Here is a 24,348-nt window from a genome sequence, read left to right on the forward strand (position 1 = left end):
CCCCCGTCAACCGCAGTCGCAGCAGCAGTCGCAGTCACAGCCGTCGCAGTCGCAGCACTCGCAACAGTTGCAGCAGTCACAGCAATCGCACCCGCCGTCGCAGGCCCGGCTGCACCAGCACCGGTCGCCACAGCCACTGTCGCGGTGGACGCTCCACGGGGGCTGCCACAGCCCGCAGGTGCAGCCGACCAGCGAACCGGCGAGGCACGCCAGGCCCCACCCGGGGCGGACGGGCGGCCGCTGCCCGGGGTGGTGCGGCCCGCCCGGCCATCCCGGAGGCGGGGGCTGCGGCCCCGGGCCGTAGGGGTGCTGCGGGCCGTACGGGTCCGGCGGGCCGTACGGGTCCGGCGGGCCGTACGGGTCCGGCGGGCCGCTGGGCCCGTACGCGGCGGGGCCGTGCGCGGCGAACGCGCGGTCGACCGAGCGGCGCACCTCACGGCCCAGCAGGGCCTTCACCAGCCGTGGGCGCTCCAGCTCCAGGTCGCCGAGGGCCAGGTGGAGGCCACGGACGGCGTCGTCGCAGTGGCGGCGCGCCTCGGCCAGGGACGTGCCGGTCGCGCGCAGCGGGTTGAACGCGCCCGAGGCCCGGTCGGCCTCGTAGTCCTCGACGGCGTCGAGGAGGTGTGCGAGGCGGCCGAAGAAGCGTCCCGCCTCGGCGAGCGTCTCCGCGTTCCGCGGCGTGCCCGCCACCACGGCGGTGTGCGCGAAGGCGGCCGCGACCGCCGTCTCCGTCGGCTCGGTCAGCTGCAGCAGGCCGAGCCCGGAGGTCGTCTCCAGGGCCGTCTGGCGGGCCACCGTGTCCCGCAGCACGCCCGGATCCAGTCCCACGGCCGTGCCGGTCCGGGCGCCCGCGGCGTCCCAGCGGCCGGCCATCCAGCCCGCGGTCGCGGCGACGAGCCGCCGGGCGTGGGCGCCGTCGCGGTCGGCGACATGGTCACGGGTCTTGCCGGCCGCGAGCAGCAACGACGTCGCGGCCGCCAGGCGGGCCCCCTCCGCGTGGGATGCGACGACGTCGGCGGTGCGCATGCCTCGCAGCGCGCACGGCCCGGCCTTGCGGTGCGGGGACCGCTCGGGGTTCTGCGCCTCCACCAGCACGGAGATCAGCAAGCCGTCGTAGTTGGTGACCAGCCGGGCCGCCTGCCCGTGCTCGTCGCGCAGCGCCAGGCACAGCCCGCACAGGTGCGCCATCCAGTCCTTGAACAGCGGCGCGCACAAGACATGACGGCAGGGCCGCACGATCCCGAACATCCCCGGCTCCCCCTGAGGTGATTCACGTACGGACCGGATCATCTCGCACAAACAGGCGAAATGCGGGAAGAACCGCCCAGGAACGAAGATGTGTCCAACGGGCAGGTCACGGCCCTGCCCGGCGCGCTCACACACGGGGGGTGGGCGATGGGCGGCGAAGCGGAACCGGACGGGCAGGACCGGGCGGAGGAGGCGTCGCGGCCGGTCGCCCTCGAGGAGACCTTCACCCGGGTCGTCGACGAGGGGCGCCGCCGCCTGTCACGGCCCTGGCTGCCGCTGGTCGCCACCGGACTGGTCGGCGGCGTCGACATCGTGACCGGGGTACTCGCCCTCCTGCTGGTCCAACACGCCATGGCGGCGTCCCCGCTGAGCGAACTGGTCGCCGGGCTGGCCTTCTCCGTCGGCTTCATCGCCCTCACGATGGCCGGCAGCGAGCTGTTCACCGAGGACTTCCTGATCCCCGTGATGACCATCATCGCACGCCAGGCCACCTACCGCGAGCTGGTCCGGCTCTGGTCGGTCACGCTGGCCGCCAACCTCGCCGCCGGATGGATCCTGACCTACATCGTCATCGTCGGCTACCCCCGGCTGCGCCCCACCGCGATCGAGGCGGGTTCGAGCTTCATCGAGCTCGGCACCACGTGGCGCGCCCTGGCCCTGGCCGTCCTCGCCGGGGTGGTCATGACGCTGCTGACCTGGACGCAGCACTCCAGCACGTCACCCGGCGTGAAGCTCGTACCCGCGGTGACCACGGCCTTCCTGCTCGGCGGAGGCGGCCTGAACCACGTGGTGGTCGGCTCTCTGCTGATCTTCGCCGGCCTGCAGACGGGTCACGCGCCGTACGGCTACGCCGACTGGGCCGGCACCGCCGCCCTGGCAGCCGCCGGCAACATGCTGGGCGGGATCCTGCTGGTCACGACCCTGCGCCTGGCCCAGGTTCCCCGCAAGCTGGCCGACCACCGCGCCGCCTCCGCCGCCGACCGCACCGTCCGGCCAGAAGAACCCGACACCTGACCGCAGCCCGCGGCCGTCACCGACGACTCCGCCGGCGAACTCACCGGAAGCGTACGACGATCCGCCCAAGGTTCTCCGGATCGGGCTCGACGTTCTTGTCCAGCTTCCTGAGGTGCGGCTGCCGCAAGAGGGCGAGCACGCGGCTCTTCAGCTTCTGGGACCCCTTGCCCGGGATGATGATCACACGCTCGGCATTCGTCTGCGCCGCCCTGAACATCATCGAGCGCACGGCCTGATCGACGTCCCGCTGACTCTTGAAGATCGGATGCAGGTCGAGCGTGAGCGTCATGACTCTCCTTGTCCCCCGTGCCCTGGCTGTGGCCGTAACCGTCACCCATACCTACGGTCGGAGACCCGATCGGGTTCACGCCGGGGAGGTTGCTTCACGCCGGCCGCCCTGTCGTCCGTGATTCAAGGGGATGGACCCTCCCCGCAGCCGCGGCGGTTCACCGTCGCCTCAACCTGAATGTTCATCCGATTCGGATTATCCATTCAATCGAACGTCGCCGCAAAGGAACCGGCCGATCTCGACGGCCGCCGTCCGCTGTTCACAGCTCGTCGTTCCTGGTCGCCGCCCCCTCCCAGCGAGGCCGCCGGCCTGCACCCGACCTTCATCCCGTCGGAAGCCGTACTGGTCTACGAGCCTTCCCCCCCTTTTTGGACAGGCCATTGATTTCGCTCGGCCCGACCTTTACCGTGATCCATCGTGACAGCCGCCCCAGGAGGACTATCCCGGGCGCGACCATCGCAGTGGAGTCACACGAAGGATCAATGAGGAAAGCAGCCATGGCAAGGAACGCTTATTCTGACTACTTGAATCTCAGCGAGTTGCTGACCTTGCAACAGCCCCGGACGGGGATACAGGACGGCGCGGTTCGCGCGTCTGAGCACTTCTTCATTGTGGTGCACCAGTCAGCGGAATTGCTGCTCACGCAGGTCATCGACGATCTTCGGACCGTGCTCCGGGACTGTGACGCGCATCAGCCCGACCTGGCCGACGCGGAGACACGACTGCGCCGTGCCTGCGGCGTGGTGGACCTCATCTGTCGGCACGTCCAGGTACTGGAGCATCTGCCGCGCGAGCACTTCTTGGCCTTCAGGGATCGGCTTGGCAGGGCCCGCGCGGGAGGGTCGGAGCAGTTTGCGGAGCTGTTCGCGCTGGCCGGGGCAGGTGGCGAGCGCAGTCTGCTGGCCGTGGCCATCGATCGGGCCGTACCGTGGGGTGGAGCTCAGGCGGAGCAGGTCCGGGAAGCGCTCGAATCCTTGGGGCGGGAGTTGCGGCGATGGCAACTCACCCACGTCGCGCTGGTAGAAAGAATGATCGGGGATGAGCCGGGCACGGCCGGTTCGGCCGGGGCGGCGTGGCTGCGCTCACGCATCGGGCCGCCATCCGCACATAGCTCGAATCCTTCCGCCACGCCGTCGCTGGGGGTCGCCGCCTCTCCGGAGACGGCAGCGTGATGGACGTCGGCGTGCGATTCCGCTCAGAGAACGACGATGCGCTTCTTGCGGCCGCCGGCGCATGTGAGGACGCGTGGCATGAGCCGCCGAGCAACGGCGAATGAGCGAAGGAAGCCGATCATGCAGAGACTCACGGACATCATCGCGGACAGTGGCCTTCCGACCCCGTACGACGACGCGACGCTCCTCACCGAGTATCAGAACGCCGGCCACGACCCCGCCGACGTGATCTATCTCAGTCTCGGCGAGACCTGGAGCGAGGTCGCCCCAGGTCTGCGGAAGACGCTCAGCGGCGGCATTCCCCTCCATAGCCATGGGTACATCCTCAGCCCCTACGGCCTGCCCGCACTTCATCGTGCCCTGCGCTCGTACATCACGGACACGCACGACCTGGCCGGGGTCGCCGACCTCGGCGTCGACTATGAGGTGGCGGTCTCTCAGAGCAGCACCCGCACCGCGATGTTCCACTTCGGACGGCTGCTGGCCGAGGAGAACGCAGCATCCGCTGAACACCGCCCCATCGCCATCACCTCCTCACCGGGCTGGGATCACGCCGGCGTCTACACGGCTCTCGGCTTTGACATGCGGTACTTCCCTCTATCCCCACGATCTGGCTACCAACCGGATGCCGAAGAGATCGAAGCCCTCTTGAGCCAGGCGCGCAAGGACACCCAGGGACCCGTCCTGTTGATCATCAACGCCCAGCACAATCCAAGTGGTGTCAACTGGGCGCGGGAAACGGTGCATGCGATGGTTCGCGCGGCACTCGATACCGGCAGTTGCCTGCTCATCGACGACGCCTTCTACGGCGTGCACGATCCCGACGTCAGGCCGACCAACGCCTTGCGCATTCTCCTGGACGAGGTCAGGGATCTGCCACTGGGTCGGCGTCCGCGCTGGCTGGCAGTGCGTTCACTAGGGAAGCAATTCAACAGCAACGGGTGGGGCATCGGTGCGATGACCGGCCCAGTCGACACACTCACACCTTTGCTCACTCGGCTTCTGCCGCAGCACACCTACGTGTCCGCCGTCCCCCTCCAGGCTGCGATGGCCGAGTGGCTTCGGGACCCGTCCTGCAACAGCTACCTCGCCGAACAGCGTGCGCTGTACGCGGCGAAACGCAAGGAGATCACTCGGCGTCTCACCCACGAGTTCGGATATCCGGACGAGGCTTTCTCCGCCGGGAACTGTACCAGCTACATGTTGATGCGCATTCCTCCTTGGTATCACGACTCTCCGGACTCGGAGACGGACTACCGCACCTACTGTCTGTGGCGGACCGGAGTTCTTCTCGGGGAGGCCCATATGACCACGCCCGGCCGACCCCTCAACGATTCGAACGGCTACATTCGGTTCTACCTCGGCCCGCCCCAAGAAACGCTCACCGATGCTCTGGACAGGATGAAAGCCGCCGAACTCACTTGGAAAGGAACAGAGGCCACTGAGCGTCTCACTTCCTCAACCAGGATTGCATGACGTGGCACTCATGGACCACCCGCGGACGTACGCGTCTTCGAAGTGCGACAGGTTGGCCCGCTCGAGCTCGGCGGCGGAGAACACGTCGGTCACGTCACCGGAGGATCTGACGTCAATCGGGTAGCCGCTGCGAACGCCTCGTGTCCCGGCCAGGCAATCGGGGCGTTCGCGGCCGCCCATCTACGATCCGCCGGTCGGAACGGCGGTCAGGGCCGCCATGTCCAGAGCGAGCGGCGCGATGCCGACCAGGTCGAAGCCGGCCGCGCGCAGCAGTCGGCGGTATTCCTCGTCGGTGCGTTCACGGCCGCCGATGTTGTTGACGGCCATGTGCACGTCCCAGGCGATGGCCAGGGACGGTGTGCCGTCCGTCGGGATGGGGCGTTCGATGATGACCAGCCGGGCGCTCTCCGTCATGGCGCGCCGGCAGTTCGCCAGGATCTTGAGGCACTGCTCGTCGTCCCAGTCGTGGAGTATGCGGGAGAGCAGGTAGATGTCGCCGCCCCGCGGTACCTGCTCGGTGAAGTCGCCGCCGACGACCTCGCACCGGTCGAGCAGGCCGTCCTTCTCGAACACCTCGCGGGCCGCGTCGGCGGTCGCCGGCTGGTCGAACAGCACGCCACGAGTGGCGGGAGCCGCCTTCAGGACGTGGCGGAGCAGGTCGCCGTGGCCGCCGGCGACGTCGACGACGGTTCCCACGTCGGCGAAGTCGATCACCTCGGGAACTCGGCTGAACCATGACGACCCGGCCGCCATGGCACCGTGGAAGACGCGGGCCTGCTCGGGATGCTCGTTCAGATAGTCGAAGGGCGGCAGGCCCAGCGCGTGCTCGAAGGCGTTCTCACCCGTGCGGACCGAATGCGTGAGGGAGCCGAAGCTGCGGTAGAAGATCCCCCCGTACAGCCGGGCGACGTCGCGGAGCGCTCCGGTCCGCAACGTCATGCCGAGCCGGGTCAGCTCCCATCGCTCACCGTCTCGGCGCACGACGCCGAGCGACGCGAGGTAGCGCAGTACCCGGTGCAGCAGGTCGGCGTCCGCGTTCGTCAGCAGGGCGAGCTCGGCGCTGGTCGCCGGCTGTGAACCCAGGTGGTCGGGGAGCCCGAGTTCCGCGGCCGCGCACAGGGCCTGGGTGGTCCACGCGCCGGTCAACATCTCGAACATCCGCCGCGTCGCGTCTTCGTCGGCGGACGGCTCCGGCACGGTGTGAGCGAGACGAGACGACTCCGCCGACCGCAGGTGAGTGGTCAGCAGCTCATGGCGGCCGTCGACGAGCAGTTCCAGTCTGCGCGGCCACCCCTGGGGTCGGATCAGGCCCTCGGCACGGAAGTACAGCACGGTGCACCCGGCCGGCCCTTCGTGGGGGTTGAACCCGCCGCCGTCGGGCGTCATTCCGGCGGGGCCGGTGAGCAGCCCCCATAGCCGTTCCGTAAGGTGAGGCTCGGACACGTGGAGCGCGAAATGGGTCTCGTGGCCGGCCCGGCGTTCGTCGTCCATCAGCCGTTCGAATCGTTCACCGGATCTCGGGGGACAAACGAAGATCTCGACTTCACCGCCGTGATCGGGATCGCCGCCGGTGATCGTGGCGTGCACGATCTGGACCGGCAGATCCTCCTCGGGTATGCCATATCCGCGGGCCACCCTGCCGCGTACGACGGTGCTCGGCTGGGGCGACGCGGCGGTCAGTCCCATCGCTGCCAGCCGGGCGAAGAACGCATCCGGCCGGCCGGACGGGAAGACCATGACCGAGCCGTGCACGAAACGGCAGTGTCGTGCGATCTCCGCGACGACATGCGCAGGCGTGCCATCGGGCAGTATTTCGGCGAGCAGTCGGCCGGTGCTCAACGAGCGGGTGAACTCCATGACTCGGCGTATGCGCCGCACGTCGACATCGTAAAGCGGTGATTCACCGGCGTTCTCGGCCTCGCCGGAAAAATGCGCGGTCGTCATCCTGGCCCCGAATCCACTTGGGAACAACGTTGATCATCGTTACACACAGCCCCAGGAGTTTCCAGCGATCACAGCAGACGAACGTCGACACAGCAGTTTTGTTCGATTCATCAAATAATCTGTCAAACCCCTGAGCCGCCGACGGATGGTCGACTGGAATCACCACCGAGAAGCGATAATTCAGCGCCTCGTCGTTCACCGGTGCGCAATCGGCGTACGGGTGCCGGGGGCCGGCCGATCCCTGTGATGACCGTCATTCAGCCGACGACCGCGCCGCCTCGGCCGCAGCCCGCAGCCGTCACTCCTCACCGGAGGCGAATCGGTGCTCAGAGTCACCGGCCGCCGACGGCGTTGCGCCGGGGAACTCATCGGAAGCGGATGATGATCCGCCCAAGGTTCTCCGGATCGGGCTCGACATTCTTGTACAGCTTCCTGAGGTGCGGCTGCCGCAAGAGGGCGAGCACGCGGCTCTTCAGCTTCTGCGACCCCTTGCCCGGGATGATGATCACACGCTCGGCATTCGTCTGCGCCGCCCTGAACATCATCGAGCGCACGGCCTGATCGACGTCGCGCTGACTCTTGAAGATCGGATGCAGGTCGAGCGTGAGCGTCATGAACTCTCCTTGTCACCGTGACCTGACCTCGTAGCCATCATCCATGCCTACGGCCGAAGATCCGATCGGGTTCAGGCCGGTCTCGTCGCCACTTCACGGTGGGATGCGACGCCGGTAGCCACGGGCACGCGTTAGCCAGCGCTATAGCGCGGCGTATGCGGCCGCCGGCAGCGACATGAAGGTTTTTTCAATTGCTAATATGGTGACTTGATGAAGGATGCGGGCCGTGCGCGGTCCCGATCGAGGAGGTCGAGCGGGTGGGGCGTGGGAGAGCGAAGGCGAAGCAGACGAAGGTCGCGCGCCGGCTGAAGTACGGCGGCGCGGGCACCGACCTCGATCGCCTGCGGAAGGAACTGGGCGCCGACGCGTCCGCCGCCGAGGAGAGCGAGCGTGCCGAGGCCGGGCGGGTCGACGCGGACGACACGGAGGCCGAGTGATGCCGGTCCCGCTCTACCAGGCCAAGGCCGAGCTGTTCAAGACGCTGGGTCATCCGGTGCGCATCCGGGTTCTGGAGCTGTTGTGCGAGGGGCCCACACCGGTCCGGGACCTGCTGGCCGCGATCGAGGTGGAGGCGTCCAACCTGTCCCAGCAGCTCGCGGTGCTGCGCCGGGCCGGGATCGTGACCGCCCACCGGGAGGGCTCGACCGTCGTGTACGAGCTGGCCGGCGGTGACGTGTCGGACCTGATGCGCGCGGCCCGGCGCATCCTCACCGACCTGCTCGCCGACCAGGGTGAGCTGCTCGCCGAGCTGAAGGGCGAACCGGCCGCGAGGACGACCGCGTGAGCATGCCCCTGCCCCTGCGCCGCCTCGGCGGCCTACTCCCCGGCCGGCTCGACTGGGCGCCCGCCCGGCGCTCGCCCGGCCGTGACCTGCTGGCCGGGCTGATCGTGGCGGTGGTCGCGCTGCCGCTCGCCCTGGCGTTCGGCGTCAGCTCCGGGCTGGGCGCCCAGGCCGGGCTGGTCACCGCGATCGTCGCCGGCACCCTGGCCGCCGTGTTCGGCGGCAGCAACCTGCAGGTCTCCGGCCCGACCGGGGCGATGACGGTCGTACTGGTGCCGATCGTCGGCCGGTACGGCGCCGACGGTGTGCTCATGGTCGGGCTGATGGCCGGGTTCGTGCTGGTGCTTCTCGCGGCGCTGCGGGCGGGCCGGTTCGCCGGGTTGCTGCCCATGCCGGTCATCGAGGGCTTCACCGCCGGGATCGCGGTGGTCATCGCGCTTCAGCAGGTGCCCGCCGCGCTCGGGGTGACCGGTGTGCACGCCGACAAGGTCTGGCGGGCGGCGGCCGTGGCCGCCGCGCGGTACGGCGAGCATCCCACGGTCGCCGCCCCCGTGATGGCCGTGGCCGTCGCCGCGCTCATGCTGGCCGGGGCCCGGATCCGGCCCGGCGTGCCGTTCTCGCTGGCCGGCATCGTGCTGGCGACGCTCGTCGCGCAGGTCGCCCCACTCCACGTGGCCCGCATCGGGGCGCTACCGGCCGGTCTGCCCGCACCCTCGCTCGGCTTCCTGGACCCCGGCATGGCCGCGGCGCTGCTGCCGTCCGCGCTGGCCGTTGCGGCGCTGGCCGCGCTGGAGAGCCTGCTGTGCGCGACCGTCGCCGACGCGATGAGCGTCGGCGAGAAACACGACCCGGACCGCGAGCTGTTCGGCCAGGGCATCGCGAACCTGGCCGCTCCCCTGCTCGGCGGCGTCCCGGCCACCGCCGCGATCGCCCGGACGGCCGTCAACGTACGCGCCGGGGCCCGGTCCCGGCTGGCGGCGCTGACGCACGCGGCGGTGCTCGCCGCCATCGTGTTCACGGCCGGTGGTCTGGTCGGCCGGATCCCGCTGGCCGCGCTGGCCGGCGTCCTGCTGGCCACCACCGTCCGCATGGTCGAGGTCGGCTCGCTGCGCGCGATCACCCGGGCCACGCGCGGCGACGGGGTCGTGCTGATCCTGACGTTCCTCGTCACCGTCGTGTTCGACCTGGTCACGGCGGTCGCCGTCGGTGTCGCGCTGGCCATCGTCCTGGCGCTGCGCGCGGTCGCCCGCACGGCCCGGCTCGACCAGGTGCCGCTGGAGGCCGGCGACCACACCGACGAGGAGCGGCGGTTGCTGGCCGAGCACATCATCGCGTACCGCTTCGACGGCCCGCTGTTCTTCGCCGCCGCGCACCGCTTCCTCCTCGAACTGTCCGAGGCCACCGACGTCCGGGTCGTCATCCTGCGGATGTCGCGGATCTCCACCCTGGACGCCACCGGCGCGGGAGTGCTCCGCGACGCCATCACGCGTCTGGAACAGCACGGCGTCACCGTGCTCATCTCGGGGATCAAGCCGGGGCACGACCAGATCCTGGCCGCCCTCGGCGTCGCGGACCATCTGCGCCGCGACGGCCTGATCTTCCCGGACACCCCGGCGGCGATCGCGCACGCCCGTACGCTCCTCCGCCGGGAGGTGCCCGGCGCGGCCGCCGGGAACGTCAGGAGCGCGTGAGGGCCGAGCGCCGGACCCGCGGCCTCACCAGGGGAGCACACCGGCGCGGTCGGTCACCGTGCCGGTGGGCGTGTCGGGCCCGAGGGTGGCGATGCGCACCGCGGCCTCGGCGCCCTCCTCGACGCTGTGCCCGGTGTGGCCGGTGAACTCGGTCGCGGTCTGGCCGGGGTCGACCGCGTTGAAGCGGACGTCGGGGGTCGCTTTGGCGTACTGCATGGTCAGCATGGTGACCGCGCTCTTGGACGAGCCGTACGCGGCGAGCGGATACCGCGACTCGACGCGCTCCGGGTCGTGGGTCAGCGTAAACGACCCGAGTCCGCTGGTGACGTTGATGACGGACGGAACGGTCGCCGCTCGCAGGAGCGGCAGGAACGCATGGGTGACCCGTACGAGGCCGAAGACGTTGGTCTCGTAGACGTGGCGGATCTGGTCCACCGTCATGTCCTCGGGCGCGGTGACCTCACCGAGGATTCCGGCGTTGTTGATGAGGACGTCCAGGTGGCCGGCCTGCGCGCGCAGCGTCTCGACCGCCGCGTTCACCGACGCGTCGTCGGTCACGTCCAGCTGGATGAACTTGGCGCCGAGCCGGTCGGCGGCCTCGCGACCGTTCTCCGGGTCGCGGGCTCCGATCCAGACGGTCTGGCCTGCCTCGATGAGCCGGCGCGCGGTCTCGTGGCCGAGGCCCCGGTTGCCGCCAGTGATCAATGTGGTCGTCATTCGCCGTTCCTTATATGCCGTCGGTGTGGATGTGAGGGCGTGTCGTACTAGTGGGCGGGGCGGAACGGGCGCAGCAGGCGGATGCCGTCCTCGATGGAGCCTTCGATCAGCTCGAGCATCTGCGGGACGAGTTCCTGCATCCGGGGCGCGGCGAGGTGGGCCTCGAGTTGGGCGCGGGTCTCCCAGCGTTCGTAGATGACGAACGAGCCGGGCCGGCCCTCGACCTCGTGGGCCTCGTAGTCGATGTTGCCCGGGTCGTTGCGCGAGGGGGTGACGGCCGCGGTGATGAACGCCTCGAGGTCGGCCTCCCTCCCCGCCTTCGCCTTGGCGTCCCAGATGACGGTCACGTAGCCGTTGGGGGTCGCGGTCATGTTGATCCCTTTCCGAGCCGGCAGGTTGATGTGCCTACGAGGGTGGCTCAGCGGCCGTGCCGGCAGCCTCCGTCAGCTGACTGACATCTGAGGGCCGGCATGCTCACATCAGGGCCGGGGCGGTACTGCGGCCCGGAGGGCGGATCTCACGGCCGGGCGGCCGGCGGCTCGGGGGGCCGCGCCTCGAGGGCGTCGCGGAGCGCGGCACGGGACGTGATCCCCAGCTTCGGGAACACCCGGTACAGGTGCGACGAGACGGTTCGCGGCGAAAGGAACAGCCGCGACGCGATCTGTGGGTTCGACAGCCCTGTCGCCGCGAGCCTGGCGACCTCCAGCTCCTGAGGGGTGAGGGGCGCGCCGGCCTTGCCCGGGGCGGTCCGCGTCATTCCGGTGGCGCGGAGCTCTGCCGCCGCCCGGGCCTCCCACGAGCGTGCCTCGAGCTGCTCGAAGCGGTCGCGGGCGGCAGCCAGCTGTACGCGGGCGTCGCGGTTGAGTCCCTGACGGCGCAACGTCTCGCCGTACGCCAGATGAGCACGGCCGACCTCGAATGGCCACTGCTCGATGCCCGGCACCGCGAGCGCCTCCTCGAAGCGCCGGGGCATGTCCTCGGAAGCCGAGGTCATCGCCGTGATCGTGGCCGAGGTCAGCGCGAACCGCGACGAGAGGCGGGCGACGTCGGCGTCGCGCACCGCGTCCGCGTGCCGTCGCGCCTCGTCGAGGCGCCCGGTACGCACGGCCGCCTCGACGAGGTCCGGCGCGGACCACACGGCCTCGGGGTTGAAGAGCGGCAGCGTCCCGGGTGTGCAGATCGCCGTGGCGTGCCGGAAAGCCGTCTCGAAGTCGCCGGCGCCCGAGGCTGCCCGGGCCGCCGCCTGGTGAGCGCAGTTCTCCATCCGCCGCAGCCCCCTGGGCCCTGACCAGCCCCAGATGGCCTCGCAGTGGTCACGGCAGGCGTCGAGGTCGCCGCGCTGGGCCGCGACCATCGCGGCGACGTAGTGCCCCACCTGAGCGAACAGATGGTAGCCCGTCTCCTCGCACAGCGCGATCAGCTCGGCCGCGGCGTCCGCCGACGCCCGCCACCGGCCGGCGTACAGGTCGTCGAGGGCAACGAAGATCAGACCCGGCATACTCGCCCCGACCGCGCCGCCGTCGCGGCCGTCGCGGATGACCTGGGACACGGCCTCGCGGCAGGCCGGGAGGCGGTCGAGGTACGAGGCGGCCAGGGCGGTGCGGATGACCACGTCGGCGTCGGTCTCGCCCTTCAGCTGCGCGATCTCGTCGTCCAGGCGGCGCAGCAGGTCGTCGGTGACGCCGCCGGGGTCGTGGTGGATCCGCGCCAACGACACGGCGGCGGCGGGAGGCGCGTCGGGAAACCGGGCGAGCATGCCGGCCAGAGGCTCCCAGTGCTCCGGCCGGCCCGAGTATTCGCCGGCGAGCGTGAGGGTGAAGAGCGCGGTCTCCAGCTCGCCGTGGGGCAGGCCGGAGGGGAACGGAACCTGCTCGATCGTCTTCAGCAGGAGCGCGAGGGCCGTGTCCGCGTCACCCTCCGTTACGAGCACGAGGAAGCCGGCGGCGGCGGCCGCCGCAAGTGACCGGGCCGCCGGGTCGCCCCGCACCTCGCGCATGATCTCGTGCGAAATCTCCAGATGACCGGCGACCCAGGCGGCGACGTAGGCGGCCTGCGACCTGCGGCGCCTCCGGTCGATCTGGCCGGGGCTCAGCTCGGCCGCACGCCGCAGCCGCATGATCGCGCCGGCGGCGTCGCCGCGCCGCAGGCTGATCTGGGCCGCCGACTCGATGACGGCGGCGACCACCTCGTCGGGCGCCGTCGTGGCCCTCGCGAGGTGATCACCGCGACGTTCGGGCTGGTCGGCCAGGGCGTCGGCCAGCCGGCGGTGGGCGCCGCGTCGCTGCTCGCCGGTGGAACCGTCGACCACCGCACACCTGACCAGCGGATGCCGGAAGCGCACGGCGCGGCCGCTCGCCGCGACCTTGACCAGGTGGTCGCGCTCCGCGGGAGCGAGCCCGTCGAGCAGACCCGGCCCGCCGGCCGCCTCGAGAACGCCGATGTCGCCGGAGCCTTCGAGAGCCGCGAGAAGCAGCAGGTCGCGCGTCTCCTGTGGTAGTCGTTCGACGCGGGCGGCGTACAGGGTACGGACTTCTCGCCCCTGGCCGCTCACCCACCCCACCCGTCCGCCGTACGGAGCGCCGGACGCACTGGTGGACCCGGCGAACTCGAGCAGAGCGAGGGGATTGCCCTGCGCTTCGCCCGCCACCGTCAGGAGGATCCGGCGAGGGAGGTGAGCGAAGCGCCGGGACAACAGTCGCAGTGCGTCCGCGTCGTCGAGCGGCGCGATCTCGAGCTCTGCCAGGCCGGTGGGCCGGAACGACCCGCTGGACTCCGCTCGCCGGGTCCCGAGCAGCCCGATGCGGTGACCGCCCAGTCTTCTGGCGACGAAGGCCACCGCGGACCGGCTCGCGTGGTCGATGACGTGGAGGTCGTCGACCACGAGGAGCAGCGGCTGTTCCTTCGCAACCTCGCCGAACAGCGACAGGGCCGCGTTCAGGACGGCGATCGGGCGCGGCGCGGGGCCGACGCCGAGACCGAGCGCGACCTCGAGGGTCTCTTTCAGGGAACGCGGCAGACGGCCGAGCTCGCGCGACAGCGAGACGACGAGCTGGTGCAGGCCCGCGAAGCTGATGTCCGTCTCGTACTCGACGCCGCTCCCGCGGATGACGCGCATCCCCTTCGCGACCGCCAGCTCGGCGGTCGCGTCCAGGAGCGCCGTCTTTCCCACACCTGGATCACCGGTGAGCAGGAGGGCGGCTCCGTCCGTCCCGGCCTCGTCCAGGAACGCCGCGAGCTCGGCGAGCTCGCGGTCTCGCCCGACCAGTCCGGTCGGGTCGGCGCCCACGCCTGCCACTACCTTCGCCCGCCTCGCATTCGCCGCGTCCCTCGTCCTGCCGCGCCGAGCAGTCGAACGACCGGCCGCGCACGTGAGCAGGCATTATCTCACCGGCAGAACGCGCGTGCGAAGGGCCCGTGTCCGCGCGGGCGGCCACCACGACGCATCAGCGGCCGCCCGGGAGCCGGCGCAGCCGGCGGGCCTCCTCGGTGCCGATGAGGGGTTCGGCCGTGTCGAGCAGAGCGTCCAGTTCGGCTTTCGGCTCCGGCGCCGTGCCGCCGCCGTGCTCCACCCCAAGGGTGCGGAACGCCCGGTCGAGTCCAGTCCAGGTCTTCGCGCTCGCGACCGTGAGCCCTCGTCCGCGGGCTCACGACCGGCGACGACGTCGGCGCCGACCGTGCCCGTCTGATCGCTGCCGCAGCAGAAGATCCCTTGGTCATGGGCGAGGCCGCCCGCAACCTGGCCGTCGAGCGATCACGCTGGAGATCGCGCCCGCATACGTGTCGGAGGAACAGGCGGCCGAGTGGCTGGCGCCCTTCGCCGACGAGGTCGGCGCAGCCCTCGAACGAGTGCTGGCCGCCCGTCGCTACGCCGCCACCGGCGACCTGCGCAGTCTGCAGGGCGAGTACCCCTAGATCGGCGGCTGGGCGTCTTACGTGAGGTTGATCACGGCGACTTCGACGCATGCCATCTGGTCGTCGGGAACGGGCTTTCCGTCGAGGCCGTAGCCGCTGTAGCTGCTCGTCCCCCCGGCGGCCGGTGCGAGCGGGTCCATGACACCAGCGCCTCACGCAGCCGGGCTCGAAGGGCCGGATCGATGGTTCCCTCGAGCACCTTGAGTAGCCCGCGCCTCATCAGGTCGGATACGTCGGCCTTATTGACCGAGAAACCCTCACGGGCACGGACCAGGCCCCACACCTGACCAGCGACAGCCGCATTCCAGCCTATGTCGGTCGCATCCTTGATGAACCGCCGAAAACCGCCCTCGCTCGCCGAATAACTCGGGACCGCCGCCGCCAACCCGGAATGTTCGCCATCAATGTCGACAACGAGCCCGCCGCCACCACCAGGACCCTGGGCATTCCCCGCACTGAATGGATCAGACCACTCAGAAACTTCTACGCCCGGCGGGTAACCCCCGCGACCGCTCGCATCAGCCGGGTTGACATTGAATGGAACAAGCGCCTGCGACCCGCCAGACCAGTCCTTGGACCCTCCGACCCCGAAATCATCGGGGGCGGCAGTGGGGTCGGGGGCGAGGCCGAGAATCTGAATTGTCTCGGGATCGACCCCCGGCGGGGGCTGGTAAACCTCTCCCTCCGGGGTGAACACCGGCCCTGTAATGAGCGACGTGATTTCGGCGATGGCGGCGAGCTGCGCCTCGTGCGCGTGCTGCAGGGTGGTGCGCTCGCGTTCGGCGTCGGCGCGGGCGCGTTCCAGCTCGGCCCGGGCGTCGTCGGCGGCCTGGGGGGCGCGGGCGACCGGCCTGGCGGTTCGGCACTCCCGCGACCGTCGACGACGGCACATTCTCCTACCGGTCGGCGCTGCGCTGGCCCGACAGGAAGTTCGATCTCGGCGCATACGCCCACGGAGCGGCGGCCACCGCTGCGGCCGGGCGAATGGTCGAGCACATGCGCGCGTGGGTGGACGCGGGCAGCCCCTCCCCGGTGCTGCACGTTCTGCCCGCGGCGACCCCTGACGGCGACCTGCCGGACGGGGCGGGCGATCACCGCTCCGGCGATGTAGTCGATGTCCTCAACAGTCGCCTCGTGTAGGGCGCGGTCTATGACGCCCCGGGCCGGGTCGTTTAGGGTTTTGCGGTATGGGTGTGGTGGGTTGTTGGGCAGGGTGGCGTACGTCGCGGTACAGCGCGGCCGGGGGTGAGGCGGCGTGTGTGCAGGCGGGTGTGGCGACGGTGTGGCCGGATGGGCGCGTCACGTTGGGGGCCGGCCCTGGGGCGGTGGTCCTGCGGGCTGCCTTCGAGTCTGGACCGCCGTCGGCCGCGGTCGTGGGGGCTGTGGATGACGTTGATCAGGGTCTGTCCGGGGTGGGAAGGCCGGGGGTGGGGGCGCCGGCGTTCGGTGACGAAGCGTGGACGGGTTCTGCCGGCCCGGTTCGGGCGGACGATCCACGGTCTGAGGCCCTGAACGGTGCGCTGGACTCCCACACCGGCTTCGTGCGCGCGGTCGGGACCCGGGTCTTGGCCTCCGTCCGGGAGAACGGCCTGCCGTATCGGCCGCCGGCTCAGACGGGTGATTCGCCGGCCGGAGCCGTTGATGGGCTGCTTGGGGTGATCTCGTATGCGACCGGGCGGCTGGAGGGCGCTGGTGCCGATGTCGCGGGCCGGTGCCTGCAGTTCGCCGAGGCGGTCTTGGCCGGGTTGTTTCCCCAGGGCATCGCACCTTCTGCGGGGGTGCGGTGGGTGGATGATACGGCGGCGTCGGCGGATCTGAGCGCGCGGCGCTGGCTGAACCGGCCCGGTAGTTGGGAACCGGTCCGATCCTGGGAAGCGGTGTTCGAGACGGTCGCGGGGCACAATACCGCCACGGTCGTCGTCGTCGGCCGTCCGGAGGTCAGTCACGCTCTCGTCGCCGTCAACACCACCGACGGTGTCAAAGTCCTCGACTATGACGGCGACACCGCCGTGCTCGAAGATTTGACTCCCGCCATGCTCGACCGGTTCGACAGCCCGCTCGGCTCGGTCGAACAGGCTCGCGCCCTGCACATCGAGCTGACCACCGCACGACCGTTGACCGGCCAGGTCACCATCCCGAGTCTGTCCAGCCAGGACATCGTCGCCGTGCTCACCGACAAGGCCAGTCCCCACATCGGCATGCCGAAGCGGAAGCAACCCGTCGACTGGGTCGCGCCCCCCGCCCCCCAGGGGAAGCTCACTGAGGCGGAAAAGCGGGCCGCCCTGCTGGACGCCGCCAAATACGCGCAGCGCATAGACCCGTACGAAAACGCGCCGCACACCAAAGTGACAGCTGGGAAGGTTTTTTTTAAGGCTCTTCGCAAGGCCGGCTGGAAAGTCAACACCGAGGTTGCCGAGGGGGTGTGGTCGGAGGTGAAAAAGCCGGCTCCGGGTATCGATTGGGTCGCGCCCCGCCCTCCCCAGGGGAAGGTCACTGAGGCGGCCCTGCTGGACGCCGCCAAATACGCGCAGCGCAAAGACCCGTACGAAAACGCGCCGCACACCGAAGTGACATCTGTGCACGACTTCTTGAAGGTTCTTCGCGAGGCCGGCTGGAAAGTCAAAACCGAGGCTGCCCGGGGGGCGTGGTCGGAGGCGAAGACGGGAGAGCGGGATCCGGGTATCGACTGGGTCGCGCCCCGCCCTCCCCAGGGGAAGGTCACTGAGGCGGCCCTGCTGGACGCCGCCAAACACGCGCAGCGTATAGACCCGTACGAAGACGCGCCGCACACCGAAGTGACATCTGTGGCCGGCTTCATGACGGCTCTTCGCGAGGCCGGCTGGATATTCAGAAGCGGGCCCGACGGGGAGGTATGGGCTGCGGTGAAAGGCGGGCAGACGGTTCCGGTTGTGTGGGCCCCGCCGCCCGCCCCCCGAGGGGAAGCCAGTGAGGAGGACCTGCTGGACGCCGCCCGCAAGGCGGTGAGTCAAAAGGTGATGTCTTCGCTCGGCTTCAAGGAGGCTCTTGAGACCGCCAAATGGATTTTTGGGGGGGAGGCTGCCAGGAAGGCGTGGAGGGCGGCGAAAAAGGAGCGGCCGGCTCCGGCTCCGTGGGTCCCGCCCCCCGCCCCCCAGGGGAAGGTCACTGAGGCGCACCTGCGGGACGCCGCCCTCAATGCGATAGGAAATGGCGTGTCAAATGTGCAGGTCTTCAAGGACTTTCTTGGGCACGCCACCCCCAAATGGAGGTTCGACGCTGAAGTCGCCTCGAAGGCGTGGAAGAAGGCGAAGAATGACTGGGTGACTACGAAGCGGCTCGTGGTTGCGCGGGTTTCCGAGGGTGGCTCTGATCTTGAGGCCGCCGCGGGTGCTGTCATCGAGGCCGGGGAGGCCGGCATGGCCTCGTATGACTTCGATTTCGCGGCCATCGAGGGCGGCTGGGGTGTGACTTCGGGGGATTTGCCCGGTCGGCTCGCCGCCGTTTACCCGCGCCAGTTCCGGCAGTGGTGGGCTTTGGACGCGGACTTGGGTTTTGAGGTCTCCTATGTCGGGCTGAGGTATGACCTGACCGATCGGCACAGGACTCCTTATCCGACCCCGCGTGGGGTCCATCCCGATAAGGTTCGTGTTCTCGACGCCAACGCCCTTGACCCCACTGCGGCGTCGGGGCCTAAGGGTAAGGAGGTGGACAGGCCGGGTTGGCCGCAGGCTCCTGTTTCTACGGGGGTGCAGGAGGGTGGCGTTGGTCGAGCGGTCGCAGGCGAGGAGGCCCTTGTCCAGTCGGATGTGGCCATGCTGGCGGAGAATTTGGCCAATGCCGTAAATTTCGGGAAGTTCGGCCTGGCCTCTTCCACCCTCGAATCGGAGTTCTGGTCTATTCCCGGTAGTTCTTTGGGAGAATTGATCGAGCGGCTGGCCGCCGCTCGCCCCGGCCAGTTCCGGTCCTGGTGGGCGTGGGATGATCACGGTGATTACGTCGCTCATTACGGGCCGGTGTTCACCCCGGAGGGAGAGCTTTACCCGCCCCCGCCGGGGGTCGATCCCCGGACGATTCAGATTCTCGGCCTCGCCCCCGACCCCACTGCCGCCCCCGATGATTTCGGGGTCGGAGGGTCCAAGGACTGGTCTGGCGGGCCGCAGGCGCTTGTTCCATTCAATGCCAACCCGGCTGATGCGAGCGGTTACGGGGGTTACCCGCCGGAGCTGGGCGTAGAGGTTTCTGATTGGTCTGTTTCCTTTAGTGCTCCGGTTAGCCTGGACGAGGGGAGCTCCAAAGGTAAGGAGGTGGACAGGTCGCAGGCGCTTGTTCCATTCAATTTCAACCCGGCTGATGCGAGCGGTTACGGGGGTTACCCGCCGGAGCTGGGCGTATCGGTTTCTGAGTGGTCTGATCCATTTAGTGCGGGGAATGTCCAGGGTCCTGGTGGTGGCGGCGGGCTTGTTGTCGACATCGATGGGGAACATTCCAGGTTGGCGGCGGCGGTCCCGTTGTATTCGGCGAGCGAGGGCGGTTTTCGGCGGTTCATCAAGGATGCGACCGACGTGGGCTGGAATGCGGCTGTCGCTGGTCAGGTGTGGGGCCTGGTCCGTGCCCGTGAGGGTTTCTCGGTCAATAAGGTCGACGTATCCGGCCCGATGATCAGCGGGCTGCTCCGGATGCTCGAGGAAACCACCGATCCGGCCGTTCGAGCCCAGCTGCTCAAGGCGCTGGCGTCATGGACCGGCTCGCACCGGCCGCCGGGCCCTGACATCACCCGCGACGAAAAACCGCCGGGCCCTGACATCACCCGCGACGAAAACCCGCGGGGCCCTGACATCACCCGCGACAAGAACAACGTCCGCTGGGCGGCGAGCAGCTACAGCCGCAAAGGCCCCGACGGACAGCCCGTCCCCGCCCACCTGAAGGAATGCGTCGAAGTCACCGTGATCAACCCCGCGTAAGACGCCCAGCCGCCGATCTAGCTAGGGGTACCCTCCCTGCAGACTGCGCAGGTCGCCGGTGGCGGCGTAGCGACGGGCGGCCAGCACTCGTTCGAGGGCTGCGCCGACCTCGTCGGCGAAGGGCGCCAGCCACTCGGCCGCCTGTTCCTCCGACACGTATGCGGGCGCGATCTCCAGCGTGATCGCTCGACGGTGAGGGGCCTCGCGTTTTCCGGACAGCTGCGTTGTGTCCGATTTAAGCAGCGAGCTGTGGACTCAGATACTCATCCTCAACCTCTTTTGGCGTCTTGTAGCCGAGTCCCGAATGAAGCCGCCTTCGATGTATCTGACAACCTGACGGCGTGCTTTAGCGCGGTCGGTAAACTCGAAACGATTCAACCACTGGTTCTTCAGCAAGAACGATTCGGCCATCGCGTTGTCCCAGCAGACACCAGTCCGGCCGATAGACTGCCGCATCCCCATGACCTTGAGTTTGCCTGCGTAGCCGAGCGATGTGTAATTAGAACCGCGATCAGAATGAAAGATCGCTCCCTCGGCGATCGGTACGTTCGTTGCGGCCATGTCGGTCGCCGCTTCGATCAGCGAGGTCTGGAAATGATCAGCCATCGCCCAGCCGACGACCTTCTTACTGAAACAGTCGATGACCGTGGCCAGATACAAAAAGCCTTCCCAAGTGGGAATGTAGGTGATGTCACCGACGAACTTCGTGCCCGGTGCGTTCGCGGTGAAGTCTCGCCCGACCAGGTCCGGGATGCGATGGTGGAGGTCGGCGTCGGTCGTGGCGGGCCGCCAGGGCCCGGGCTGGCAGGCCCGCAGGTCCAGCTCGCGCATCAACTGCCGGACCAGTTCCGGGCTGACCCGCTCACCGTGGCGTTCCAGCACCTCGTGCACGCGCCGGTAGCCTTCAGATCCCCCTTCAGCCGTCCGCACTCGGCTCCGTTTCGGCTCCTTGCGAGCAGGTAGCCCAGTACGCCGGAGATAAGACCGGACAGAAGTGCAGTAATGACAAGAAGAAGTGCATGCAACGTCGATACCTCCGGGAAGTGCCACCAGCCAGGGGCAGCCAGCGGAAAGGCCTGGTCACTGTGACGGCAGGACCCTCGCGAAGCCATGCATGTCATAGCAGTTCCGGCCATAGACCGGAACGGTGCAGCGACATCTCCTAAGTTCCGATAACCAGGGATATCAGTCACTTCTAGGCGGGGTCGTCGCTGATCTCTGCCCTACGGATAGTGCTGCCGCCCCTGGCGGTTACGACTACCTTTTCATGCCGCCACTGCCGCAAGTGCTGCCTATCGGGATATCCTCAGAGACAGGAGGGGAGTAGCCCTAGAACAGGCAGCGTCGTCACCACGGTCTCAAGAGACGTTATGCGGCCCGCGCCGTCACGAGCGGAAAAAACAAGCGGCAGCGATGCACCTGTTCCAGACACCCAGAACAGGGCCTCCGACGAGTAGCGCGCCGGCTCACCCGATTGGGGAACGAAAGTGGACCTCCGGGCGTCGCAGTCCAGAGGTTGATGGGCTCCCGGGCGGGCCCGTCACGCCTGGGCGACCTCGGTCTCGGGGGCTTCCGGGGAGGGGGACCGGCGGGACTCCTGGGCGCGTACGGTCGAGCGGTTCAGCGCCCACATCGCGGCGAAGCCGATGACGAGGGCGGCGAGCACGCCGAGGTTGGCGAAGGCCCAGGCGCCGGACCGGCCGCCGAGGCCGAGGGGCTTCAGCAGGTAGCCCTGCCATTTCAGCCAGCCCGCGGCCGTGTTCGTCACGAGGCCCCAGCCGACGGCGGTGGCGGCGAGCAGGACGAGCGGGGGCAGCGGGGGGACGTCGCCGTACCGCCCCGCCGGCCGGTACAGGTCGGTCTCGTCGTAGTCCCGGCGGCGGCGCGCGACGTCGGCGAGCATGATGCCGCACCAGGCGGCGACGGGAACGCCGAGGGTCGTGAGGAAGCCGGTGAACTGGCCGAGGAAGTTCCCGGAGACGAAGACGACGTAGACGGTGCCCAGCATCATGAGCACGCCGTCGGCCAGGGCGGCGGCGTACCGCGGCACGCGCAGGCCGGCCGCCAGCAGCGCCAGGCCGGACGAGTAGATGTCGAGGACGGCGCCGCCGACGAGGCCGAGCACCGCGACGGCGGCGAACGGGATGAGGAACCAGGTGGGCAGGATCGTCGTGAGCGCGCCGATCGGGTCGGCGGCGATCGCCTTGCCGAGGTCGGCCGAGGATCCGGCGAGGAGCAGGCCGAAGATGAGGAGCACGGCCGGCGCGAGGGAGGCGCCGAAGGTCGTCCAGCCGACGACGCCGCGGCTGGAGGAGTCCCGGGGCAGGTAGCGGGAGTAGTCGGCGGCGGCGTTCACCCAGCCGAGGCCGAAACCGGTCACCATGAAGACCAGGGCGCCGATGACCTCTTGGGCGGAGCCGCCGTGGATGGCGCTGACGGTGTGCCAGTCGATGCGGTGCGCGACCAGGAGGATGTAGACGATCGTCAGCGCGCCGGTGAGCACCGTGATGACCGCCTGCATGCGCATGATCAGGTCGAAGCCGATGACGCCGCCGCCGACGATCAGCACGGCGACGACGATCAGCGCGACGACCTTGGTGGCGGTGCCGCCGCCCCAGCCGAGACGGCCGAAGACGGTCGCGGTCGCCATCGTCGCCAGGGCGGTCAGGACCGTCTCCCAGCCCACGGTGAGCAGCCAGGAGATCGCCGACGGCAGGCGGTTGCCCCGGACGCCGAAGGCCGCGCGGCTCAGCACCATCGTCGGCGCCGACCCGCGCTTGCCCGCGACCGCGATGAGGCCGCACAGCAGGAACGAGAAGACGATGCCGACGAGCCCGGCCGGGAGTGCCTGCCAGAACGAGATGCCGAAGCCCAGCGCGAAGGACCCGTAGCCCAGGCCGAGGATCGACACGTTCGCGCCGAACCAGGGGAAGAACAGCTGCCGGGGCCGTCCCTTGCGGTCGGCGTCTCCGATCACGTCGATGCCGTGCGTCTCGATCCGGAGCGGCCGCCCGCTCTCGCCGCCCGCCGGGGCCCCGCCCTGGACACCGCTCATGGGTACTACCTGCCTGTCGACCTGTTCTCTTCCGTCCAGCGCACCGTAGAGGCCGTCCGTTATAGCGGTCAATGACCGGTTCCTATCCCCTGCGCGGGACCCATTGCGCCGACCGGCGCGGTGTGTTCAGTTGCGAGGATGGGCGATTTCCTCGTTGTGGGCGCCGGCGTGGCCGGTGCCGCCGCCGGCTACTTCCTGTCCGAGTACGGCCACGTCACCCTGCTGGAGATGGAGTCCGCCCCGGGGTACCACTCGACCGGGCGATCCGCCGCGCTGTTCTCCGAGTACTACGGCAACCCCACCGTACGGGCGCTGACCGCGGCGAGCCGCGCGTTCCTCACGGCGCCGCCGCCCGGCTTCGCCGACGGGCCGCTGCTGTCCCCCCGCGGCGTGCTGACCCTGTGCCCGGCGGGCGACGAGGACGGGTTCGCCGCGATGCTCGCCGACGGCCTGTCCGCTCCCGTGCCCGTCCGGGAGATCGACGTCGCCGGGGTCACGCGGTACTGCCCGGTCGTGCGGGCCGGGCGGTACACCCGCGCGATGGTCAAGCCGGGTGCGATGGACATGGACGTCGACCTGCTCCACCAGGGCTTCCTGCGAGGCGTACGGGCGCGCGGCGGCGCGGTCGTCACGAGGGCGCGGGTGCGGGGCCTGTCCCGTACCGGGGGGCGCTGGCGGGCGGTGACCGACGCGGGCGCGTTCGCCGCCCCTGTCGTCGTGAACGCGGCCGGGGCGTGGGCGGACGAGGTCGCCGCGCTCGCCGGCGTCCGCCCGCTGGGCCTCACGCCGCTGCGCCGCACGGCGTTCATGGCGAACCCGCCCGGCGGGGCCGACGCCGCCGGGTGGCCGATGGTGACCGACGTGGCCGACACCTTCTACGTCAAGCCGGAGTCGGGACGGCTGCTCGTCTCCCCGTGCGACGCGACGCCCGTGCCGCCGTGCGACGCGCGCCCGGACGACCTCGACCTCGCGCTCGCGGTCGAACGGGTGGAGGAGGCCACGACGTTGCGGATCCGCGGCGTCCGGCGCGCGTGGGCCGGGCTGCGGACCACGGCGCCTGACGATACCCCGGTCGTGGGCGAGGCGCCGGACGCGCCGGGGTTCGTCTGGCTCGCCGGCCTGGGCGGGTACGGGGTGCAGACGTCGCCCGCCATGGGCCGGATCGCCGCGGCCGCCGCGACCCGTACGCCGCCGCCCGCCGACGGCGCCGATCCGGCGGCACTGTCCCCCGGCCGCTTCACCGCGGCGAGTCATATTACGGAGTCAGAAACATTCCCGATCCGCCACATGGCCACGGAATAAGTGGCCGATGATTGCGCACTGTCCATTACTGAATTGACCACCGCGATCGACGACCGCCGCATATCCGAAGAGTCACCTGACCGGCCGGAACACCGGGTCGCGGGCGATCTCGCGCATCCGCTTCCGCGGCCTGCGCCCTTTCCCGCCGGAGCCGCCACGGGCTCCACAAGGGACGGAAGCTGAGGTCACGGCA

The 24,348-nt window shown here is 69.6% G+C and carries 23 protein-coding genes; 10 read left to right on the forward strand and 13 right to left on the reverse strand.

Annotated elements, in window-relative coordinates; genetic code table 11:
• Nucleotides 1–6 precede the first annotated feature (6 nt).
• On the reverse strand, nucleotides 7–1,248 hold the full coding sequence (locus NE235_RS07675) for a DUF5685 family protein (RefSeq protein ID WP_252800253.1): 1,242 nt from the start codon (nucleotides 1,246–1,248) through the stop codon (nucleotides 7–9).
• Between the two features lie 90 nt (nucleotides 1,249–1,338).
• Here NE235_RS07675 and NE235_RS07680 point away from each other — a divergent pair, with 90 nt between their 5' ends.
• Nucleotides 1,339–2,262 (forward strand): formate/nitrite transporter family protein, encoded by a 924-nt coding sequence (locus NE235_RS07680; protein WP_252800254.1) that lies wholly within the window; start codon nucleotides 1,339–1,341, stop codon nucleotides 2,260–2,262.
• Nucleotides 2,263–2,302: 40 nt separating this feature from the next.
• Here the strand turns inward: NE235_RS07680 and NE235_RS07685 are convergent, their stop codons facing one another.
• On the reverse strand, nucleotides 2,303–2,551 hold the full coding sequence (locus tag NE235_RS07685; RefSeq protein ID WP_252800255.1) for a Smr/MutS family protein: 249 nt from the start codon (nucleotides 2,549–2,551) through the stop codon (nucleotides 2,303–2,305).
• A 461-nt stretch (nucleotides 2,552–3,012) separates the two neighbouring features.
• Between NE235_RS07685 and NE235_RS07690 the strand changes: the two genes are divergently transcribed.
• A complete protein-coding gene (locus tag NE235_RS07690) occupies nucleotides 3,013–3,723 on the forward strand; it encodes a tryptophan 2,3-dioxygenase family protein (RefSeq protein ID WP_308206040.1) in 711 nt (236 codons plus the stop codon).
• A 120-nt stretch (nucleotides 3,724–3,843) separates the two neighbouring features.
• Complete coding sequence (locus tag NE235_RS07695) at nucleotides 3,844–5,199, forward strand: aminotransferase class I/II-fold pyridoxal phosphate-dependent enzyme (protein WP_252800257.1); 1,356 nt, start codon at nucleotides 3,844–3,846, stop codon at nucleotides 5,197–5,199.
• Between the two features lie 180 nt (nucleotides 5,200–5,379).
• On the opposite strand, the gene NE235_RS07700 is transcribed toward NE235_RS07695, so the two are convergent.
• The 3 genes from NE235_RS07700 to NE235_RS07710 all read right to left on the reverse strand — a co-directional run bounded on the left by NE235_RS07700 (nucleotide 5,380) and on the right by NE235_RS07710 (nucleotide 7,757).
• Entirely contained in the window at nucleotides 5,380–7,143 is a 1,764-nt protein-coding gene (locus tag NE235_RS07700) for an acetylserotonin O-methyltransferase (protein ID WP_252800258.1), read from the reverse strand.
• Nucleotides 7,100–7,342 carry a hypothetical protein gene (locus NE235_RS07705; protein WP_252800259.1) on the reverse strand — a complete coding sequence of 81 codons (243 nt, stop codon included), beginning with the start codon at nucleotides 7,340–7,342 and terminating at the stop codon, nucleotides 7,100–7,102. The genes NE235_RS07700 and NE235_RS07705 overlap by 44 nt, the downstream gene beginning before the upstream one ends.
• Before the next feature lie 166 nt (nucleotides 7,343–7,508).
• Complete coding sequence (locus tag NE235_RS07710) at nucleotides 7,509–7,757, reverse strand: Smr/MutS family protein (protein WP_252800260.1); 249 nt, start codon at nucleotides 7,755–7,757, stop codon at nucleotides 7,509–7,511.
• Between the two features lie 257 nt (nucleotides 7,758–8,014).
• Here NE235_RS07710 and NE235_RS07715 point away from each other — a divergent pair, with 257 nt between their 5' ends.
• Genes NE235_RS07715 through NE235_RS07725 form a run of 3 tightly spaced genes read left to right on the forward strand, consistent with a single transcriptional unit; the run spans nucleotide 8,015 to nucleotide 10,229 of the window.
• Nucleotides 8,015–8,194, forward strand: coding sequence for a DUF3073 family protein (locus tag NE235_RS07715; RefSeq protein ID WP_252800261.1), 180 nt, complete (start codon nucleotides 8,015–8,017; stop codon nucleotides 8,192–8,194).
• The gene (locus tag NE235_RS07720; protein WP_252800262.1) at nucleotides 8,194–8,541 is read left to right on the forward strand and encodes an ArsR/SmtB family transcription factor; all 348 of its coding nucleotides are present in this window, start codon (nucleotides 8,194–8,196) and stop codon (nucleotides 8,539–8,541) included. The genes NE235_RS07715 and NE235_RS07720 overlap by 1 nt, the downstream gene beginning before the upstream one ends.
• 2 nt (nucleotides 8,542–8,543) lie before the next feature.
• Nucleotides 8,544–10,229, forward strand: coding sequence for a SulP family inorganic anion transporter (locus NE235_RS07725; protein ID WP_252800294.1), 1,686 nt, complete (start codon nucleotides 8,544–8,546; stop codon nucleotides 10,227–10,229).
• A gap of 24 nt (nucleotides 10,230–10,253) precedes the next feature.
• On the opposite strand, the gene NE235_RS07730 is transcribed toward NE235_RS07725, so the two are convergent.
• The 4 genes from NE235_RS07730 to NE235_RS37215 form a co-directional block, all read right to left on the reverse strand.
• Entirely contained in the window at nucleotides 10,254–10,946 is a 693-nt protein-coding gene (locus tag NE235_RS07730) for an SDR family NAD(P)-dependent oxidoreductase (RefSeq protein ID WP_252800263.1), read from the reverse strand.
• 47 nt (nucleotides 10,947–10,993) lie between these two features.
• Nucleotides 10,994–11,317 (reverse strand): putative quinol monooxygenase, encoded by a 324-nt coding sequence (locus tag NE235_RS07735; RefSeq protein ID WP_252800264.1) that lies wholly within the window; start codon nucleotides 11,315–11,317, stop codon nucleotides 10,994–10,996.
• A gap of 146 nt (nucleotides 11,318–11,463) precedes the next feature.
• Nucleotides 11,464–14,232: a helix-turn-helix transcriptional regulator gene (locus NE235_RS07740; RefSeq protein ID WP_252800265.1), complete on the reverse strand. Its 2,769-nt coding sequence runs from the start codon at nucleotides 14,230–14,232 to the stop codon at nucleotides 11,464–11,466.
• A gap of 157 nt (nucleotides 14,233–14,389) precedes the next feature.
• Complete coding sequence (locus tag NE235_RS37215; protein ID WP_289848287.1) at nucleotides 14,390–14,515, reverse strand: hypothetical protein; 126 nt, start codon at nucleotides 14,513–14,515, stop codon at nucleotides 14,390–14,392.
• Nucleotides 14,516–14,723: 208 nt separating this feature from the next.
• Here NE235_RS37215 and NE235_RS37220 point away from each other — a divergent pair, with 208 nt between their 5' ends.
• Complete coding sequence (locus NE235_RS37220) at nucleotides 14,724–14,858, forward strand: hypothetical protein (protein ID WP_289848288.1); 135 nt, start codon at nucleotides 14,724–14,726, stop codon at nucleotides 14,856–14,858.
• A 31-nt stretch (nucleotides 14,859–14,889) separates the two neighbouring features.
• Here the strand turns inward: NE235_RS37220 and NE235_RS07745 are convergent, their stop codons facing one another.
• On the reverse strand, nucleotides 14,890–15,750 hold the full coding sequence (locus NE235_RS07745; RefSeq protein WP_252800266.1) for a hypothetical protein: 861 nt from the start codon (nucleotides 15,748–15,750) through the stop codon (nucleotides 14,890–14,892).
• Nucleotides 15,751–15,854: 104 nt separating this feature from the next.
• On the opposite strand from NE235_RS07745, the gene NE235_RS07750 reads away from it, so the two are divergent.
• Both NE235_RS07750 and NE235_RS07755 read left to right on the forward strand, forming a co-directional pair.
• Nucleotides 15,855–15,998, forward strand: coding sequence for a hypothetical protein (locus NE235_RS07750; protein WP_252800267.1), 144 nt, complete (start codon nucleotides 15,855–15,857; stop codon nucleotides 15,996–15,998).
• 242 nt (nucleotides 15,999–16,240) lie between these two features.
• Complete coding sequence (locus tag NE235_RS07755; RefSeq protein ID WP_252800268.1) at nucleotides 16,241–19,798, forward strand: hypothetical protein; 3,558 nt, start codon at nucleotides 16,241–16,243, stop codon at nucleotides 19,796–19,798.
• Nucleotides 19,799–19,819: 21 nt separating this feature from the next.
• On the opposite strand, the gene NE235_RS37225 is transcribed toward NE235_RS07755, so the two are convergent.
• The 3 genes from NE235_RS37225 to NE235_RS07765 all read right to left on the reverse strand — a co-directional run bounded on the left by NE235_RS37225 (nucleotide 19,820) and on the right by NE235_RS07765 (nucleotide 22,853).
• The gene (locus NE235_RS37225) at nucleotides 19,820–19,954 is read right to left on the reverse strand and encodes a hypothetical protein (RefSeq protein WP_289848289.1); all 135 of its coding nucleotides are present in this window, start codon (nucleotides 19,952–19,954) and stop codon (nucleotides 19,820–19,822) included.
• A 99-nt stretch (nucleotides 19,955–20,053) separates the two neighbouring features.
• Nucleotides 20,054–20,848 carry an IS3 family transposase gene (locus tag NE235_RS07760; RefSeq protein ID WP_308206036.1) on the reverse strand — a complete coding sequence of 265 codons (795 nt, stop codon included), beginning with the start codon at nucleotides 20,846–20,848 and terminating at the stop codon, nucleotides 20,054–20,056.
• A gap of 490 nt (nucleotides 20,849–21,338) precedes the next feature.
• A complete protein-coding gene (locus NE235_RS07765; RefSeq protein ID WP_252800270.1) occupies nucleotides 21,339–22,853 on the reverse strand; it encodes a purine-cytosine permease family protein in 1,515 nt (504 codons plus the stop codon).
• Between the two features lie 138 nt (nucleotides 22,854–22,991).
• On the opposite strand from NE235_RS07765, the gene NE235_RS07770 reads away from it, so the two are divergent.
• Nucleotides 22,992–24,155: an NAD(P)/FAD-dependent oxidoreductase gene (locus NE235_RS07770; protein ID WP_252800271.1), complete on the forward strand. Its 1,164-nt coding sequence runs from the start codon at nucleotides 22,992–22,994 to the stop codon at nucleotides 24,153–24,155.
• Nucleotides 24,156–24,348 lie beyond the last annotated feature (193 nt).

Origin of the sequence: Actinoallomurus spadix (genome assembly GCF_024055725.1) — a bacterium.
GTDB lineage: Bacteria > Actinomycetota > Actinomycetes > Streptosporangiales > Streptosporangiaceae > Actinoallomurus > Actinoallomurus spadix.